Genomic DNA, 17,777 nt, shown 5'->3' on the forward strand with positions numbered 1-17,777 from the left:
GTACTAGATTTGTTGAATGGTTTTGACCAATATCATTAAATGAGAAAGAATTGACTGTAACTATTAAATGTCAGGCTACAATCTGAGAATATTAGATTGTAATCTTAAGAGAGTATTGTGAATGAAAAATGTAAACCCAACCCAAACCTTAGCCTGGAAGGCATTAGAAAACCATTTTTCGGTTATCAAAGATACCGAGATGAAAACACTGTTTGCTCAGGAACCATCACGCTTTGAGCAATTCTCAAAGACGTTTTCAGACCAAATTTTAGTGGATTTTTCAAAAAACCGTATTACGAAAGAAACATTAGAAAAATTGCAGGCTTTGGCTAAGGAATGTGATGTTGAAGGTGCGATAAATAGCATGTTTACGGGTGAAAAAATCAACCGTACTGAAGATCGTGCTGTATTACATACCGCATTACGTAATCGTAGCAATGCTCCCGTTATTGTTGATGGCAAGGATGTCATGCCAGAAGTTAACGCTGTGCTGAATAAAATGAAGAAATTCAGTGAGCGTATTATTAGTGGTGAGTGGAAAGGTTATACAGGTAAGGCGATTACTGATGTTGTAAATATTGGTATTGGTGGTTCTGATCTTGGCCCTTATATGGTGACAGAAGCATTACGCCCGTATAAAAATCATCTTACTATGCATTTTGTTTCTAATGTCGATGGTACGCATATCGCAGAAACGCTGAAAAAATGTGATCCTGAAACAACGTTATTCCTTATCGCATCAAAAACATTTACCACACAAGAAACCATGACAAATGCACATTCAGCAAGAGATTGGTTCTTAGCCTCTGCGAAAGAGAATGCATTTGTTGCTAAACACTTTGTCGCGTTATCGACTAACAGCACCGAAGTGGCAAAATTTGGTATTGATACTGCCAATATGTTTGAATTCTGGGATTGGGTTGGTGGTCGTTATTCATTATGGTCAGCAATTGGTTTATCGATCGCATTATCTGTTGGTTATGACAACTTTGAGCAATTGCTGGAAGGTGCTCATGCTATGGATAACCACTTTAGAACAACAGATGCTGAAAATAACATCCCAATAATCCTCGCTCTTATTGGCATTTGGTATAACAATTTTTTTGGCACAGAAACTGAAGCGATTCTGCCATACGATCAATACATGCATCGTTTTGCTGCTTACTTCCAACAAGGTAATATGGAATCTAATGGTAAGTATATTGATCGTGATGGAAACAAAGTTAATTATCAAACAGGTCCTATCATTTGGGGTGAGCCGGGTACAAATGGTCAACATGCGTTTTACCAACTGATCCACCAAGGAACCAAAATCATCCCTTGTGATTTTATTGCTCCAGCAATTAGCCATAATCCATTATCAGATCATCATGCAAAACTGATGTCTAACTTCTTTGCTCAAACAGAAGCGCTTGCTTTTGGTAAAACACGTGAGCAAGTTGATACTGAATTTGCCGCAGCAGGTAAAGATCCTAAAACCATGGGCTATGTTGCACCTTTCAAAGTGTTCGAAGGTAATCGTCCAACTAACTCTATTCTATTAAAAGAAATTACGCCTTATTCATTAGGTGCATTGATTGCAATGTATGAACATAAGATCTTTGTACAAGGTGTTATTTTCAACATCTTCACCTTTGACCAATGGGGTGTTGAATTAGGTAAACAACTGGCTAATCGTATCCTTCCTGAATTAAAAGGTAAGGAAAGTGTTAACAGCCATGATAGCTCAACAAATAATCTGATTAATCGTTACAAAGCATGGCGTTAATCGAATAAACTGAATATAAGTAGTTGGTTAGATACAAAGGAGGTTTTTATAACCTCCTTTGTTTTTTGATTGTTTTGTGCTCAATCTGATTTTCTTTTAACGCTTTTTTAGATTATTTATGCGAAATGTTATCAGCTTTTAACTTCCATTAGTCACATCATGATATCCTTATGCATCATGACTCACACAAGCTAGGATCATCAAAGCGTGATGATGAATAAATGTTCAAAAAATCAATAATTACCTCTGCACCTATCCATTGGCTACCCAGTGAGGAACATGCAACTATTCAAGAAAGTACATTAAGTTGGTTAATGGAATTAGGCTCAATGACACGGCGATTTGAACAATATTGCCAGAAAGTTACTGTAATGCCTTATCAAGAAGGATTTATTGAGGTTATTGAATCAACTGACGAAAGCGCGTGTTTACCCAAAAGTCAGCGTTATTGGTTAAGAGAAGTGGTATTGTGTGGTGACGATATTCCTTGGTTATTAGGGCGGACGTTAGTACCAGAAGAGACATTGACAGGCGAAGATAGAAAACTAGTCAATCTAAGAACCGTTCCACTTGGGCGTTATCTGTTTCAGGAAACAACCTTAAGTCGCGATTTTATTCATATCGGGCAACAAAATGGGTATTGGCTACGCCGTTCTCGTTTCCAGCTTTCAGATAAACCTTTATTATTAACCGAGATGTTTCTACCTGCATCACCAGTGTATAAGAAGTAATTAGGGGGAGCTAAAATTGGAGGGAAGTATGACGCAAAGTAAATGGCAAGCATATAGCCGTTTAATGCGTATAGATAAACCTATCGGAGCGCTATTATTACTTTGGCCAACTTATTGGGCTTTATGGATTGCTGCTAAAGGCTTTCCAGATTGGCATATTCTGATTGTCTTTACTATTGGCGTGTTCTCTATGCGTGCCGCTGGGTGTGTAATAAACGACTTTGCTGACCGAAAAATTGATGGCAGTGTTGAACGAACTAAAAATCGACCATTACCTAGTGGGGCTGTGACAGAAAAAGAGAGCAAAATTTTATTTATCGTATTGGTGCTCTTGTCCTTTGCATTAGTCCTAACACTTAATACCATGACTATTTGGCTTTCTGTTGCAGGGCTTGCGCTGGCATGGTTTTATCCTTTCGTTAAACGGTTTAGTAATTTACCTCAGCTTATTTTAGGTATGGCTTTTGGCTGGTCAATCCCTATGGGATTTGCTGCCGTTTCTGAAAGCTTGCCGTTAGTGTGTTGGCTATTATTCCTTGTGAATATTGTCTGGTCTGTTGTTTACGATACGCAATATGCAATGGTTGATCGCAATGATGATATAAAAATTGGGGTTAAATCTACCGCTATTCTATTTGGTCGTTATGACAAAATTATTATCGGTATTTTACAACTGGTGATGTTGGCTTTATTAGTGGGTATCGGTATTTTGCTGAATCTGAAAGGTATCTACTACTGGTCGCTATTGTTAGTAACAGCACTGTTTATTTATCAACAGAAGCTTATTGCAGAGCGTGAAAGAGCACCGTGTTTCCAAGCTTTTATGAACAATAACTATGTTGGCTTTGTTTTATTTGCGGGTATTTTATTTAGTTATTTTTAAGATAAGTAAGCGCTGAAGTATTCTCTATTACTGAGTAGAAACAAAAAGGGATAAGCAATGAGCTTATCCCTTTTCTATTTAGGTCATTACACTATTTACTGATTACTCATCAGATTCAGACTCACTTTTTTCATCAGTAGCTTGTACTGAATTGTTATCTTCAGTGATCCCCACGCTTTCAATGGTCAAGCGAATTTCTGGTGACATTAATTTTGCAATCACTTGGTAAAGGGCAGATGCATCTGCTTTTAGGATATCTTCATTATCATTGAGATAGCCTTCTTCACGTAGCGTTGAAACTAAGGTAGAGAATACCGCTTTATCAAAGAATTCAGGTGCGTTGATACCATGTAAGACAGAAAGACGTTGTGCCAAGATACGGCTCTCTTTTTCCAATAATGCACGGCTAATTTCAGGAGCAAAATTGAGTAAGGAAAGCGTAATCCCATAGCGTTGCAATGTTTCTCTGACGCTGGCGGCTAAAAGTTGTAATGGACGAATACGCGCTGGATTAATACGTAGTAAGCCATCACTATCACAACAAATCAGGCGCTGACGGCACAGTTCTGTAATCAAAGTATTAATGACTTCAGGGAGCTCTTCTTTCTCATAACGAATAAATAGTTCCGCTTTAATAAGAGGGAAGATTAGCTCAACTTGTTTCATTAAATCATCACGATGAATTTTTTCATGATGTAAGACGATGCTTGCAATTAATGATGGAGTGATCATTAAGTGGATTGTGTTGTTGCGGTAGTAAGTCATTAATACCGCACTTTCACGAGGGAGCACCACAATATCGCCTAGACTGTCTTTTTCGACTTGGAATTTATCTGATTGCAACGCGTGTTCTAATAAGGCTTCAGCATTTTTATCAGACACAATCATGTCTGTCGAATAAGGCACATTGCGTAATAATTGCAGATAACAATCGACTTGCTCTAACAGTTGCTCTCTAGTGAGAGCACGTTGACGTGATGCCAACAAGGCTGTTGAAACAAGGTTGATTGCATTAATAGACGCCGCATTATTGATATGAACCATAATGTTATCAGCCAGTGTGCTTACTGTTGGGTTTAACCAACTTGGGCGTTGTGGTTCAATTGGGTCAATATCATCACGCCATTGTGGAACAGCCTGATTTAAGTATTGGACAACAGAAATCGGCTCACCAAAGTTCACATAGCCTTGGCCAAGATTACGTAATTTACGTAATCCTCGGACCATCTGCATAAAGCCTTCTTTCTCTTTTGTTGCGCCACGTAACTCTTTGGCATAGGTTGCCACTTCCATAACGTGTTCATATCCAATGTAAATTGGAACAACAGAGATAGGGCGTGTTTCACCGCGTAACATGGCTTGTACTGTCATTGAAAGTGTTCCTGTTTTAGGATCTAACAATCGACCTGTACGAGAACGTCCACCTTCAACGAAATATTCAATCGAGTAACCGCGTGTAAATAGCTCACCTAAATATTCGCGGAAAATGGTGGAGTAAAGCTTGTTACCTTTAAAGGTTCTTCGGATAAAGAAAGCCCCTAAACGGCGGAAAATAGGCCCTGCTGGCCAGAAATTAAGGTTAATACCTGCCGCAATATGTGGCGGTACTAAACCTTGGTGATAAAGCACATAAGAAAGTAGTAAGTAGTCCATGTGGCTACGGTGACAAGGAACATAAACGATTTCATGCCCATCTTGTGCGAGTTTACGTACTCGCTCGGCATTATAAACGTTGATACCTTGGTAGAGCTTATTCCATGTCCAGCTTAATACGCGATCACTAATACGCACCGCTTCATATGAGAAATTAGCTGCAATTTCTTCCATGATATCTGTGGCATTTTTACGCGCTTTATCGAGCGAAATTTTCTTCGCTTTTGATTCATCTTCAATCGCTTTTTCGATGGCTTTCGAGGAAAGCAATTTATTGAAGAGATCTTGGCGTGCTGGCAATTTCGGGCCAACAGCCGCTAAACGCTGACGTGAAAAGTGGATACGCGCAACACGCGCGAGTTTACGGGCTATACTGGTGTCAGTACCGTGTTCGTTCGCCATTTCTCGCATTGAAACCGTAGGTGAAAAGCGAACAAAGCTATCACGACCTAGCCAGAGGATAGCGATAAATTTTTGGATACCGTTAAGCACACGTAAATGTGGAACGCCATTATGGCCTTCACGACCAGGAGAGCGTCCAAACATCACGGAAACCGGCAACATCTCGATATCAAGATGTGGGTTATTACGATGTGCATCAAGATAAGCGTGGAATGTCTTCACGGAATCTTTACGAGGATCGGGCGAGTAGTAACGGAATACTCTTGGGCCGTCATCAATAAAGACATATGCAGGAAGCTTAGTTCCACCGATCTCAATAGGTTGCAGCGGATCAGGCAATCCTAAAGAGAGACACTGCTGTCGTAATGTCAGTAAGTCCGCCTTTGAATGATAGGGCAGAACATAAAGGAAAGATCGCGACGTATCTAACCCTAATTCAGCGATAGGATCAGTCGGAACTCGTTTGCTTTTTACCAATAATTTTAGTGGTAAATTCAATGTGTTATAATATAGTTTACGCCAAGCTGACATAAATAGTTGTAGCCTCTTATTAGCAATACTTCGAAAGCATAACAGAAAGTCTTTCGTAGATCTGTGGTGCTGTGACAATATTAATAGAGAAAAGTGGCAAAATAATCGTTTGTTTTCGATAGAGTTTATTATGGCTAATCAAAATAAAGGTCTTACCCGAATCATCAAAGCTGGTGGCTATTCATACAAAGGCATTCGTGCCGCTTGGATTAATGAAGCCGCTTTTAGACAAGAAGCAATTGTGACCTTGGTTGCAATTATCCTTTCATTTTTCATCGATGTCAGTGGTCTAGAGCGCATTTTACTCATTGGTTCCGTTGTATTGGTTGTGATCTTGGAACTAGTAAATAGTGCAATAGAAGCCGTTGTCGATCGAATTGGATCTGAATACCACGAATTATCCGGACGTGCAAAAGATATGGGTTCTGCCGCCGTTCTGATCGCTATTATATTGGGATTATTTACTTGGGTAACCATTCTTTGGGGGCATTTCTTCGCATAAAGTTAAAAAATTCTATTTTTGTCGAAAAATAATCCAAAGATGCGTGTTTTATATTCATTTAAGGTTTCAAATCGTCATATACCTGTATATACTCACAGTCTGACTGTATAAACAAACAGGGGGCGGAATGAAAGCATTAACTGCAAGGCAGCAGCAGGTTTACGATTTGGTTCGTGATCACATTTCGCAAACGGGTATGCCACCAACACGGGCTGAAATAGCTTCCCAACTTGGGTTTCGCTCACCAAATGCGGCAGAAGAGCACTTAAAAGCTCTTGCTCGTAAAGGCGTGATAGAAATTGTCTCTGGTGCATCCAGAGGTATCCGTTTGCTAATGGAAGAAGAGCCAGAAGGACTGCCATTAATTGGGCGAGTCGCTGCTGGTGAACCACTTTTAGCGCAAGAGCATATTGAAAGCCACTATCAAGTTGACCCAATGCTATTTAAACCAAGTGCAGATTTTTTATTGCGCGTTAATGGCATGTCAATGAAAGATATTGGTATTATGGATGGTGATTTGCTTGCTGTGCATAAAACGCAAGATGTTCACAACGGGCAAGTTATTGTGGCTCGCATCGAAGATGAAGTGACAGTAAAGCGCTTTAAGAAAAGCGGTAATAAAATTGAACTTCATGCAGAAAACCCAGAATTTTCACCTATTATCGTCGATTTACGCGAACAAAACTTTACTGTGGAAGGTTTAGCAGTAGGGGTTATTCGTAACGGCGAATGGCTGTAATTTGTACCAAAGTAAGTCAATACAACTTATTTTATAAAGATGCAGATGATGTGTAAGACCACAAAATCATCTGCATTTTTTATTTCTAATTTGTATAAAAAACACCGTCGCACTACAAATGTAATTACAATATGATGTGTTTTAATTGCGGAAGTGCTTATGACAACGATACAAGTCACCTGGCTTTTTGTATTTTATAAGCTTAACGAGGCTTATAGTCGCCGGTTTTTTTCTGCTTAAGGTTATCATCCATGCTGTGATCATGATGACAACCTTCAGGATGTGTACATTCTTGTGCTTCGTGGCACTGTGAACATAATCCATGAATTTCGATGACGCTATGTCGTAAATGAAATCCACTCTCTTTTGCTAGTAATGAAATTGCATCTTCAATTTTATGGCTATTCTTTTCAGTGACAGATAAACAACGGTCACAAATTAGCATTACTGACGTATGTTCAACATCATCAAAATGATGACAAAGCACATAGCTGTTGGTGGATTCTATTTTGTGGATAAATCCTTGCTCAAGTAAAAACTCTAACCCTCGATAGACAGTAGGTGGTTTTGCTTGTGGCTCAACTTGGCGTAATAAATCCAATAAATCATATGCGCTGATAGCAGAAGGTTGCTGCATTATCAGACGTAATACTGCCAGACGTTGTGAAGTCAGGCGAACACCTCGTTTCTGGCAGATCTTTTCTGCCTGAGCGAGCAATTTCTCTTCATTCATGGGGATAAGATGCTCTCAGACGTTGTTAATGACACAGATCCTATCATATTTTTCAAGAGTAAACCTTTGTGTAAAGTGGGATTTTGTGAAAATAACTGTGGTATTACGTCCTTTTTTAAAAGTATCTGTTATTAGATAAAAGAACATGTTTTCTTTCAATATAAATAATGAGTCTTTAGAAAGAGAGATAAACATATGAAAAGTTTATTGTGTAGAGCGAATTTATTCTATGTAAACCAGATTGGTTTATATGGAGAAAATGGTTTTTCATGATGATAAGCACTGATAATTAGCAACAAAAAACCCAGCCTGAACTGGGTTAGTTTTTTAGGTGATTTTAGATAAACTGTTCTGAAATTTAGAACGGAATATCGTCATCAAAATCCATTGGTGGTTCATTGTTTGGCGCTGGTGTGGCAGCTGGTTGTTGTGCTGGGCGAGATTGTGCACCACCGCTAAATTGTTGTGATGCTTGTGGCTGTTGTGGTTGACCCCAACCGCCTTGACCACCTTGAGAAGGTGCGCCATCTTGGCCACCACGGCCGCCTAACATCTGCATTGAGCCGCCAATGTTAACAACAACTTCAGTGCTATATCTGTCTTGACCACTTTGGTCTTGCCATTTACGTGTTTGTAACTGACCTTCGATATACACTTGTGAACCTTTACGCAGATATTCGCCTGCAATTTCCGCTAATTTGCCGAAAATTACCACACGGTGCCACTCGGTTTTTTCTTTCATTTCACCGGTTTGTTTATCGCGCCAGCTTTCTGATGTTGCCAGTGTTAGATTGGCAACTGCACCGCCACTTGGCATATAACGGATTTCTGGATCCTGCCCTAAATTACCGATAAGAATAACTTTGTTTACGCCTCTGCTCGCCATGTGAGGTACTCCTGCGAAAGTAAATTTTTTGAAATCATAAGCGAATAAGTTTATCACGTACGCTAAAATTTGAATATGACGTGTGATGAATTTCTCAATTGTGAACATTGTCGAAATTTTTCTGTCTCAAAATGACAGAGTTACATCACCATTCAATTTCACTATATATACTGTATATCCATTCAGTTAACTTTGTGTCATAATTATCCGATTCTTTCTTTTTCGGCGACTCTCTCAATCCGGGATATATTCATGGATAAAATCGAAGTACGGGGCGCTCGCACCCATAATCTAAAAAATATCAACTTGATCATTCCTCGCGATAAACTGATTGTTATTACGGGGCTTTCTGGCTCAGGTAAATCTTCTTTAGCCTTTGATACGCTTTATGCAGAAGGGCAGCGACGCTATGTGGAATCGCTTTCTGCTTATGCTCGTCAGTTTCTTTCGTTGATGGAAAAACCTGATGTTGACCATATTGAAGGCTTATCTCCCGCTATTTCGATTGAGCAGAAATCTACGTCGCACAACCCACGTTCGACAGTGGGAACGATTACAGAAATTCACGACTACCTACGTCTCTTATTTGCGCGTGTTGGTGAGCCTCGTTGTCCTGATCACGATATTCCGCTCGCCGCTCAGACGGTCAGCCAAATGGTTGATAATGTGCTTGAACAACCTGAAGGCAAGCGCTTAATGCTTTTAGCGCCTGTGGTTAAAGAGCGTAAAGGTGAGCATATTAAGTTACTCAATAATCTTGCTGCTCAAGGTTATATTCGTGCGCGTATTGATGGTGAAGTGTGTGATCTCTCCGATCCACCAACATTAGAGTTACAGAAGAAACATACCATTGAAGTGGTTATTGACCGTTTTAAGGTTCGTGACGATCTGGCTCAACGTTTAGCTGAATCTTTTGAAACCGCATTAGAGCTTTCTGGTGGTACCGCTGTTATCTCTGATATGGATGATAGCAATGCAGACGATATTGTTTTTTCTGCCAACTTTGCTTGCCCTGTTTGTGGTTACAGCATGAGCGAATTAGAGCCTCGTTTATTCTCCTTTAATAACCCTGCTGGTGCTTGCCCAACGTGTGATGGTTTAGGTGTTCAGCAATTTTTTGATCCTGAATTAGTGATCCAAAATAGAGAAATCTCTCTTGCCGGTGGTGCAATTAAAGGGTGGGATCGCCGTAACTTCTACTATTTCCAGATGCTTCGCTCATTGGGTGAACACTATCATTTTGATGTTGAAGCGCCATTTGATTCGTTACCAGATAATATCCAGAAAGTTATTTTAACGGGGTCAGGCAAAGAGAATATTGAATTTAAATACACAAACGATCGTGGCGATGTTGTTGTTCGTCATCATCCTTTTGAAGGTGTATTAAATAATATGGAACGCCGTTACCGCGAGACAGAATCTAGTGCGGTACGTGAAGAGCTTTCTAAATATATTAGTAATCGCTCATGTGCTTCTTGTGGTGGTACGCGTTTACGCCGAGAAGCGCGTCATGTGTATGTTGAAAATACAACATTGCCAGAAATAGCCGATTACAGCATTGGTCATGCAATGACCTTTTTCCAAAATCTGAAATTGAGCGGTCAACGCGCGAAGATTGCAGAAAAAGTCTTAAAAGAGATTGGTGACCGACTAAAATTCTTGGTAAATGTAGGATTAAATTACCTCACACTTTCTCGTTCAGCTGAAACATTATCAGGTGGTGAAGCACAACGTATTCGTTTAGCAAGCCAGATTGGTGCGGGATTAGTTGGCGTTATGTATGTGTTGGATGAGCCTTCAATTGGTTTACATCAACGAGATAATGATCGCTTACTTGAAACGCTGATCCACTTACGTAATTTGGGTAACACAGTGATCGTTGTTGAGCATGACGAAGATGCTATCCGTGCAGCTGATCATGTTATTGATATTGGACCTGGTGCGGGTGTTCATGGTGGTGAAATTGTCGCTCAAGGAACTCTTGAAGATATCATTAATAACCCGAATTCATTAACGGGGAAATTTTTAAGTGGTGAGCGCCGTATCGCAATTCCAGAGCAACGTGTACCAGTTGATCGCGAAAAAATGCTGACCATTCTTGGCGCAAAAGGCAATAACTTAAAAAATGTCAATCTGAAATTACCAGTAGGTTTATTTACCTGCATTACAGGCGTTTCAGGATCAGGTAAATCAACGCTTATCAACGATACTTTATTCCCTATTGCCCAACGCCAATTAAATGGGGCTACAAATAGTGTACCAGCGCCTTATTTAGATGTTGAAGGGTTAGAGTATTTCGATAAAGTTATTGATATCAACCAAAGCCCAATCGGTCGTACTCCTCGTTCAAATCCTGCAACTTATACGGGGGTCTTTACACCTATTCGTGAGTTATTTGCGGGTGTACCTGAATCTCGTACTCGTGGTTATACGCCGGGTCGTTTCAGTTTCAACGTCAAAGGTGGTCGTTGTGAAGCTTGCCAAGGCGACGGCGTCTTAAAAGTTGAAATGCATTTCTTACCTGATGTGTATGTACCGTGTGATCAATGTAAAGGTCAGCGTTATAACCGTGAAACCCTTGAGGTTAAATACAAAGGAAAAAATATTCACGAAGCGTTGGATATGACCATTGAAGAGGCGAGAGAATTCTTTGATGCAGTGCCGGCATTGGCTCGTAAACTACAAACATTGATTGATGTTGGTCTTTCTTATATTCGTTTAGGGCAATCAGCAACGACTTTATCGGGCGGTGAAGCGCAGCGGGTTAAGTTAGCAAAAGAGTTGTCAAAACGAGGAACAGGACAGACTCTCTATATTCTCGATGAACCGACAACAGGGCTTCACTTTGCTGATATTGAGTTGTTGCTTGAAGTTCTTCATCAGTTACGTAACCAAGGTAATACTATTGTTGTCATTGAGCACAATCTTGATGTGATCAAAACAGCAGACTGGATTGTAGATCTTGGCCCTGAAGGCGGAAGTGGTGGTGGTCAAATTTTAGTGTCAGGCACACCAGAGCAAGTTGCAGAATTTGAAGGTTCACATACTGCAAAATTCTTAAAACCAATCTTAGAGCGTGGTTATTAAGATTACGTCACTTATTCCCTTATGATCTAAGCGCTACAGACAATAAATACTTTACTGTTTGTAGCGCGCTTTCTTCAAGAAAAGTAAATCCGCGGAGTATGATAGAATTTAATTCTATTGAAAAAAGTATTCTCTTTTGGCTATTCACTTCCTTATCGATTTTTTATCTTATTAACTGCCTATTTTTATAAAAAGCAGATTAAATGGTTAATTATGCTATTTTGTAACAGTATTTTAACCAAATACGAGATAACAAAGCTAAATAGAAAGGATTATCATAGTATATCGTGATGGACAGCACAGTTTATTTGGTGATTTGTTTCAATTGTTATACTTGACTACTATTGTATAACAATAAGTATTTTTCTTTATTAATCAATTGATTGGTTGGTTATAGAGGTTACAATAGAGGGAAGGTTATTATTTACTGTGCTCTTTGAACAGATAATCCTACTTTTCTCCTTACGATAGAATTTTTTTCCAAATCATTTCGGGCTATCACGATTTATAACAACTTTTTTCTCCGTAATATTCCCTATCATTTACCCATAATAAATAATACCTGCAAAGAGTAAGGCTATTTCGACATCGCAATGTTAGATAGACTTTTTTTACCCCCAAAAATTCGTTTTGCTATTAACAATTACAATATAAAAAGTGAGTACTAATATGGAAACGGCTTCCTCAAAAACAGAGACAACAAGCTATCCCGCAACTAGTGCTGGCGCTCGCCGCGCAGGTATGACTGAACAAGAATGGCGTGCAGCAATTAAATTCGACGGCAATGATGTGGGCTGGGTTATCATGAGTATCGGTATGGCTATCGGTGCAGGCATTGTGTTTTTACCTGTACAGGTAGGTCTGATGGGATTATGGGTTTTCCTATTATCCTCAATCATTGGTTATCCAGCGATGTACCTTTTCCAACGTCTATTTATTAATACGTTGGCTGAATCCCCGGAGTGTAAAGACTACCCAAGCGTTATCACCGGTTATCTCGGTAAAAACTGGGGCATCTTATTAGGTGCGCTCTACTTTGTGATGTTAGTCATTTGGATGTTTGTTTACTCAACAGCAATCACTAATGACAGTGCTTCTTACTTACAAACATTTGGTGTTACTGAAGGTTTACTGTCAGAAAACCCATTCTATGGTTTGATCCTGATTTGTGCGTTAGTGGCTATCTCTTCTCGTGGTGAACAATTACTGTTTAAAGTATCAAGCTTTATGGTACTGACTAAACTGTTTGTTGTTGCAGCGTTAGGGCTCTCCATGATTGGTATGTGGCATCTTTATAACGTAGGTGCATTACCACCGGCTGGACGTTTAATCAAAGAAGCAATCATTACATTACCTTTTACACTGACTTCAATTCTGTTTATCCAAACATTAAGCCCAATGGTTATCTCTTACCGTGGTCGTAATAAAAACCGTGAAGTTGCTCGTCACAAAGCATTACGTGCAATGAATATCGCGTTCGGTGTGTTGTTCTGTACTGTTTTCTTCTATGCAATCTCATTCACATTGGCAATGGGTCACGATGAAGCAGTTAAAGCGTATGAGCAAAATATCTCTGCATTAGCGATTGCTGCGAAATTCTTCCCTGGTGGTTGGGTAACCGTTGTAAGCGTAATGCTGAACATCTTTGCCGTAATGACTGCATTCTTTGGTGTTTACTTAGGTTTCCGTGAAGCGACACAAGGGATCGTGATGAACATCCTGCAACGTTATCTTCCAACAGAGAAAATCAACCAAAAATGGGTACAAAACGGCATCATGATTTTCGCTGTGTTACTGGCATGGGGCGCAATCATCCTTAATGCACCAGTATTGAGCTTCACTTCAATTTGTAGCCCAATCTTCGGTATGGTGGGTTGTCTTATCCCTGCATACTTAGTGTACAAAGTGCCAATGTTACATAAATACAAAGGTGCGTCACTTTACCTGATTATCTTTACCGGTTTACTGCTCGTTATCTCTCCGTTCTTGGCATTCTCATAGTCGCCAACTTCGGTTCTAGTTAGGAGTTGTTTTTAAAAACTAAATTAATCCAAGGTGTTAGATTATGAGCCAGAACAAAAATTCTCATTTATGGTCACAGTTTGTTCGCCAGTTACGTGAAGGTGTTAAGCCCGCAGTCGGTTGTACTGAGCCAATTTCATTAGCATTGGCAGCAGCGAAAGCAACCGCACTTTTAGGCGAGCCTGTTGTTCGTATCGAAGCTTGGGTTTCACCAAACTTGATGAAAAACGGAATGGGCGTAACAGTGCCGGGAACGGGAATGGCTGGGCTACCTATTGCAGTAGCATTAGGTGCAACAGGAGGAGAGCCTGATGCAGGGCTGGAGGTCTTGTTAAAAGCATCCGCTGATGCAGTTGCTCAAGCAAAAACACTGGTTGCTGAAGGTAAAGTCACAGTAGGTGTAAAAGCACCCTGTGAAGATGTTCTTTACTCTGAAGCGAAAGTGTATAGCCAATCTGGTTATGCCATCGTCAGTATTGCAAGAGAGCATACACACGTTGTTCGTTGTGAATGTAACGGTAACGTTGTTTTTGAGGAAGATAAATCAGCGCTTACCAATAATTGCGAATGTACTGATGAAAAACCTTTTACTGATGTTTGTGCTGAAGATATTTATAACTTTGCACTTAATGTGCCAGTGAGTGAAATTGAATTTATGCTCAATGCCGCTCGTTTAAATGGCGCTTTATCGGAAGAGGGGCTACAAAATACCTATGGATTAGCCATTGGTCGTACCTTAATTCTGCAACAAGAGAAAGGTTTGTTAGGTAAAGACTTACTTAATGAAATCATGATCAGAGCATCAGCCGCATCTGATGCTCGCATGGGGGGAGCAGTATTACCCGCAATGAGTAATTCAGGCTCAGGCAATCAGGGAATTGCTGCAACATTGCCTGTGATGGTTGTTGCTGAATTTATCAAAGCAGATGATGAAACCTTACTGCGTGCGTTGGTTTTATCTCACTTAATGGCAATTTATGTTCATAGCCATTTTCCACCCCTTTCCGCTCTTTGTGCTGCAACAACCGCTTCAATGGGAGCAGCTGCAGGAATGGCATGGTTACTCACAAAAGATTTCACCACTGTCAGTATGTCTATTAACAGTATGATTGGTGATATCAGTGGCATTATCTGTGATGGCGCATCGAATAGCTGTGCAATGAAAGTATCAAGTAGTGCAGCGAGTGCTTATAAAGCCGTATTAATGGCGATGCAAAATCAAAGCGTTGCAGGAACTGATGGTATTGTCAGTGACGATGTCGATAGCTCAATAGCGAATCTCTGTGCATTAGCCAGTCGTGCAATGCAACATACAGATATTCAAATCATTGAGATTATGGAAGAAAAAGCGCGTCGTAATGCTGGGGAAAAGAAGCAAGCTGTCAATATATAAAAGGCGAAAACCTAAAGTGATAGTGATGTTGTGATGCAGTAAAAAGAAATACCTGCTTATGAGAATAGGCAGGTATTTTTTATTATGAAATCACGTTGATTGCCTTAGATACTCACAGCAGCAAAGGCTTGGGCAATGCGTTGAACATTACCTGTATTAACACCTGCCATACAAACACGACCCGTACCGACAAGATAAATGCCAAATTCGTCACGTAATCTATCAACTTGTGCTTGTGTAAAGCCGGTGTAGCTAAACATACCGCGTTGAGTTAATAGATGATCAAAATTCTTTTCAGGCAGAGCAACTTTTAAAGCTTCGACTAAAGTCACGCGCATTTCTTTAATACGGTCACGCATATGCGCGACTTCTTTTTGCCATTGTGCAGTTAAAACTTGGTCTGATAGCACTTTATTGACAATTTGCGCACCATAGTTTGCAGGGCTTGAATAGATACGGCGTACACCTGCTTTTAGCTGACCTAATACGTGTTCGCACTCAGTGGCATTATCACAAACAATGGATAATCCGCCTGCACGTTCACCGTAGATCCCAAATATTTTTGAAAAAGAGTTACTGATAAGTATCGGTAATCCTGCTTTTGCCATAGTACGAATAGCATAAGCATCTTCATCTAAATTTTCGGCAAAACCTTGATAAGCAATATCTAAGAATGGAATGGCTTGGCGAGCTTTCAATACTTCAGTAACTTGATCCCATTGATCTTTAGTTAGGTCTGAGCCTGTTGGGTTGTGGCAACAAGGGTGCATCAATACAATGCTTTTTTCAGGTAGTTTTTTAAAGCAATCTAGCAGCGCTTCAAATTTTACACCTTTGGTTTCAGGATCAAAGTAAGGGTAGTGATTCACGTTGAAGCCTGAGCCCGCAAAAATAGAACCATGATTATCCCAAGTTGGATCACTTATCCACACTTCTGATCCTGGGAAATAGCGATGCAGAAAATCAGCACCCACTTTTAATGCACCTGATCCACCTAATGTTTGGATTGTGGCAATTTTCTTTTCTGCAATTAGAGGATTATCTGCACCGAAAAGGAGATCTTGAATTTCGCTACGATAAGGTGCCAGCCCTTCCATTGGTAAATAAAGTGTTGCGGTGGGGGTCATGGCATTGAGTTGCTGACGTGCAACTGAAACTGTTCCTAAAATAGGGGTCTTGCCTTCTTCGTCATAATAAAGACCAATGCTTAAATTAATTTTATCCTGACGTGGGTCTTTGTTATAAACATCCATCAATGAGAGAATCGGATCTCCCGGAAACGCTTCAACCTGTTGAAACACGGCTCTTCTCCAATCACTTTTAGTGTGTCATAGGGATACAATATCGTGTGTATTATTGTTCGTCTAGGTATTCCATGATGACGCGCGAGGTTAATTTGGTAATCAACTCATAGGCGCTAATACCACTATATTTGGCAATTTCTTCTACCGGCAACACATCTCCCCATAAAATAGCTTCATCACCAACACTATCAATCAGTTCAGTCCCCAAATCGACGCTGATCATATCCATCGAAACACGACCAACAATGGGTACTTTTCGACCATTTATCCACACAGGAGTACCTGAAGGTGCGCTGCGAGGATAACCATCGCCGTAGCCAATTGCGATCACACCAAGATAAGTGTCTTTTTCACTTACCCATGTGCCACCATAACCAACAGGCTCATCGGCTTTATGCTTACGAACAGCAATCAGGCTTGTTTTTAGCGTCATTGCAGGGGTTAAGCCAAAGTCTTTTCCCGTTCTTTCATCACCAGTAGGAGAGATACCATAAGTGATAATGCCGGGGCGAACCCACTGATAATGGACTTGAGGCCAAAATAAAATACCAGCAGAAGCTGCGATAGACTTATCACCGGCTTTATTTTGAATAAAATCTTGAAATAGCGAGATTTGTTTTTGTGTCGCCTCAGGAACATCGGGTTCATCAGCACGACTAAAATGGCTCACAATATTGACAGGTTGTTGTACATTTTTGCAGGCGGAAAGACGTAAATAGAAGGCTTGTGCGTCTTCAGGACGTACCCCTAAGCGGTGCATACCCGTATCGATTTTCATCCATACTTTGACGGGTTCATCTAAGTCAGCCTGTTCTAATGCTTCTAATTGTTCTTGGCTATGAACAACGGTTTCAATGTGGTTGACGACTAAAATAGGCAGGTCAACGACATCAAAAAAGCCTTCTAACAGGAGAATGGGTTTTACAATACCCCCACTTCGTAAGGTTAATGCTTCACCAATACGTGCAACACCAAAACAATCGGCATTATCCATTAGGGTATATGCTGTTTCTAATAACCCATGACCATAAGCGTTTGCTTTCACGACAGCTATCAGGTGGCTATGTGGGGCATAGTCTCTCACATGCTGAAAATTGTGACGCAGAGCGCGGCGATCTATCACTGCGGTTGCCGCTTTCATAT

Annotated in this window: 13 protein-coding genes; 8 read left to right on the top strand and 5 right to left on the bottom strand. The window is 40.3% G+C overall.

Annotated elements, in window-relative coordinates:
• Positions 1-121: 121 nt before the first annotated feature.
• The 3 genes from pgi to ubiA all read left to right on the top strand — a co-directional run bounded on the left by pgi (position 122) and on the right by ubiA (position 3,382).
• Entirely contained in the window at positions 122-1,768 is a 1,647-nt protein-coding gene (pgi, locus tag GWJ01_RS04740) for a glucose-6-phosphate isomerase (RefSeq protein WP_161710757.1), read from the top strand.
• Positions 1,769-1,989: 221 nt separating this feature from the next.
• A complete protein-coding gene (ubiC, locus tag GWJ01_RS04745; protein WP_109394793.1) occupies positions 1,990-2,499 on the top strand; it encodes a chorismate lyase in 510 nt (169 codons plus the stop codon).
• A gap of 28 nt (positions 2,500-2,527) precedes the next feature.
• Positions 2,528-3,382, top strand: a complete 855-nt coding sequence (gene ubiA, locus GWJ01_RS04750) for a 4-hydroxybenzoate octaprenyltransferase (RefSeq protein ID WP_088494414.1) — start codon at positions 2,528-2,530, stop codon at positions 3,380-3,382.
• Between the two features lie 102 nt (positions 3,383-3,484).
• Here ubiA and plsB read toward each other — a convergent pair whose 3' ends face one another.
• Positions 3,485-5,968 (bottom strand): glycerol-3-phosphate 1-O-acyltransferase PlsB, encoded by a 2,484-nt coding sequence (plsB, locus tag GWJ01_RS04755; protein WP_109402797.1) that lies wholly within the window; start codon positions 5,966-5,968, stop codon positions 3,485-3,487.
• Between the two features lie 130 nt (positions 5,969-6,098).
• On the opposite strand from plsB, the gene GWJ01_RS04760 reads away from it, so the two are divergent.
• Both GWJ01_RS04760 and lexA read left to right on the top strand, forming a co-directional pair.
• Entirely contained in the window at positions 6,099-6,470 is a 372-nt protein-coding gene (locus GWJ01_RS04760) for a diacylglycerol kinase (protein ID WP_006536373.1), read from the top strand.
• Between the two features lie 127 nt (positions 6,471-6,597).
• Positions 6,598-7,209, top strand: coding sequence for a transcriptional repressor LexA (gene lexA, locus GWJ01_RS04765; protein WP_069368330.1), 612 nt, complete (start codon positions 6,598-6,600; stop codon positions 7,207-7,209).
• A gap of 202 nt (positions 7,210-7,411) precedes the next feature.
• Here lexA and zur read toward each other — a convergent pair whose 3' ends face one another.
• Together zur and ssb1 are read right to left on the bottom strand one after the other, a co-directional pair.
• Positions 7,412-7,942, bottom strand: coding sequence for a zinc uptake transcriptional repressor Zur (gene zur, locus GWJ01_RS04770; protein WP_088494416.1), 531 nt, complete (start codon positions 7,940-7,942; stop codon positions 7,412-7,414).
• 358 nt (positions 7,943-8,300) lie between these two features.
• On the bottom strand, positions 8,301-8,828 hold the full coding sequence (gene ssb1, locus GWJ01_RS04775; protein ID WP_109394797.1) for a single-stranded DNA-binding protein SSB1: 528 nt from the start codon (positions 8,826-8,828) through the stop codon (positions 8,301-8,303).
• 252 nt (positions 8,829-9,080) lie between these two features.
• Here ssb1 and uvrA point away from each other — a divergent pair, with 252 nt between their 5' ends.
• The 3 genes from uvrA to GWJ01_RS04790 all read left to right on the top strand — a co-directional run bounded on the left by uvrA (position 9,081) and on the right by GWJ01_RS04790 (position 15,330).
• On the top strand, positions 9,081-11,915 hold the full coding sequence (gene uvrA / locus GWJ01_RS04780; RefSeq protein ID WP_075673065.1) for an excinuclease ABC subunit UvrA: 2,835 nt from the start codon (positions 9,081-9,083) through the stop codon (positions 11,913-11,915).
• A 669-nt stretch (positions 11,916-12,584) separates the two neighbouring features.
• A complete protein-coding gene (locus tag GWJ01_RS04785; protein WP_075673064.1) occupies positions 12,585-13,916 on the top strand; it encodes an amino acid permease in 1,332 nt (443 codons plus the stop codon).
• A 64-nt stretch (positions 13,917-13,980) separates the two neighbouring features.
• Positions 13,981-15,330, top strand: a complete 1,350-nt coding sequence (locus GWJ01_RS04790) for an L-cysteine desulfidase family protein (protein WP_099660506.1) — start codon at positions 13,981-13,983, stop codon at positions 15,328-15,330.
• Between the two features lie 104 nt (positions 15,331-15,434).
• On the opposite strand, the gene GWJ01_RS04795 is transcribed toward GWJ01_RS04790, so the two are convergent.
• Positions 15,435-16,631, bottom strand: coding sequence for an amino acid aminotransferase (locus GWJ01_RS04795; RefSeq protein WP_109394802.1), 1,197 nt, complete (start codon positions 16,629-16,631; stop codon positions 15,435-15,437).
• Positions 16,632-16,683: 52 nt separating this feature from the next.
• The gene (gene alr, locus GWJ01_RS04800) at positions 16,684-17,775 is read right to left on the bottom strand and encodes an alanine racemase (protein ID WP_109402800.1); all 1,092 of its coding nucleotides are present in this window, start codon (positions 17,773-17,775) and stop codon (positions 16,684-16,686) included.
• Between the last annotated feature and the right edge of the window lie 2 nt (positions 17,776-17,777).

Origin of the sequence: Proteus sp. G2618, from assembly GCF_009915995.1 — a bacterium.
Taxonomy (GTDB): Bacteria; Pseudomonadota; Gammaproteobacteria; order Enterobacterales; family Enterobacteriaceae; genus Proteus; species Proteus terrae.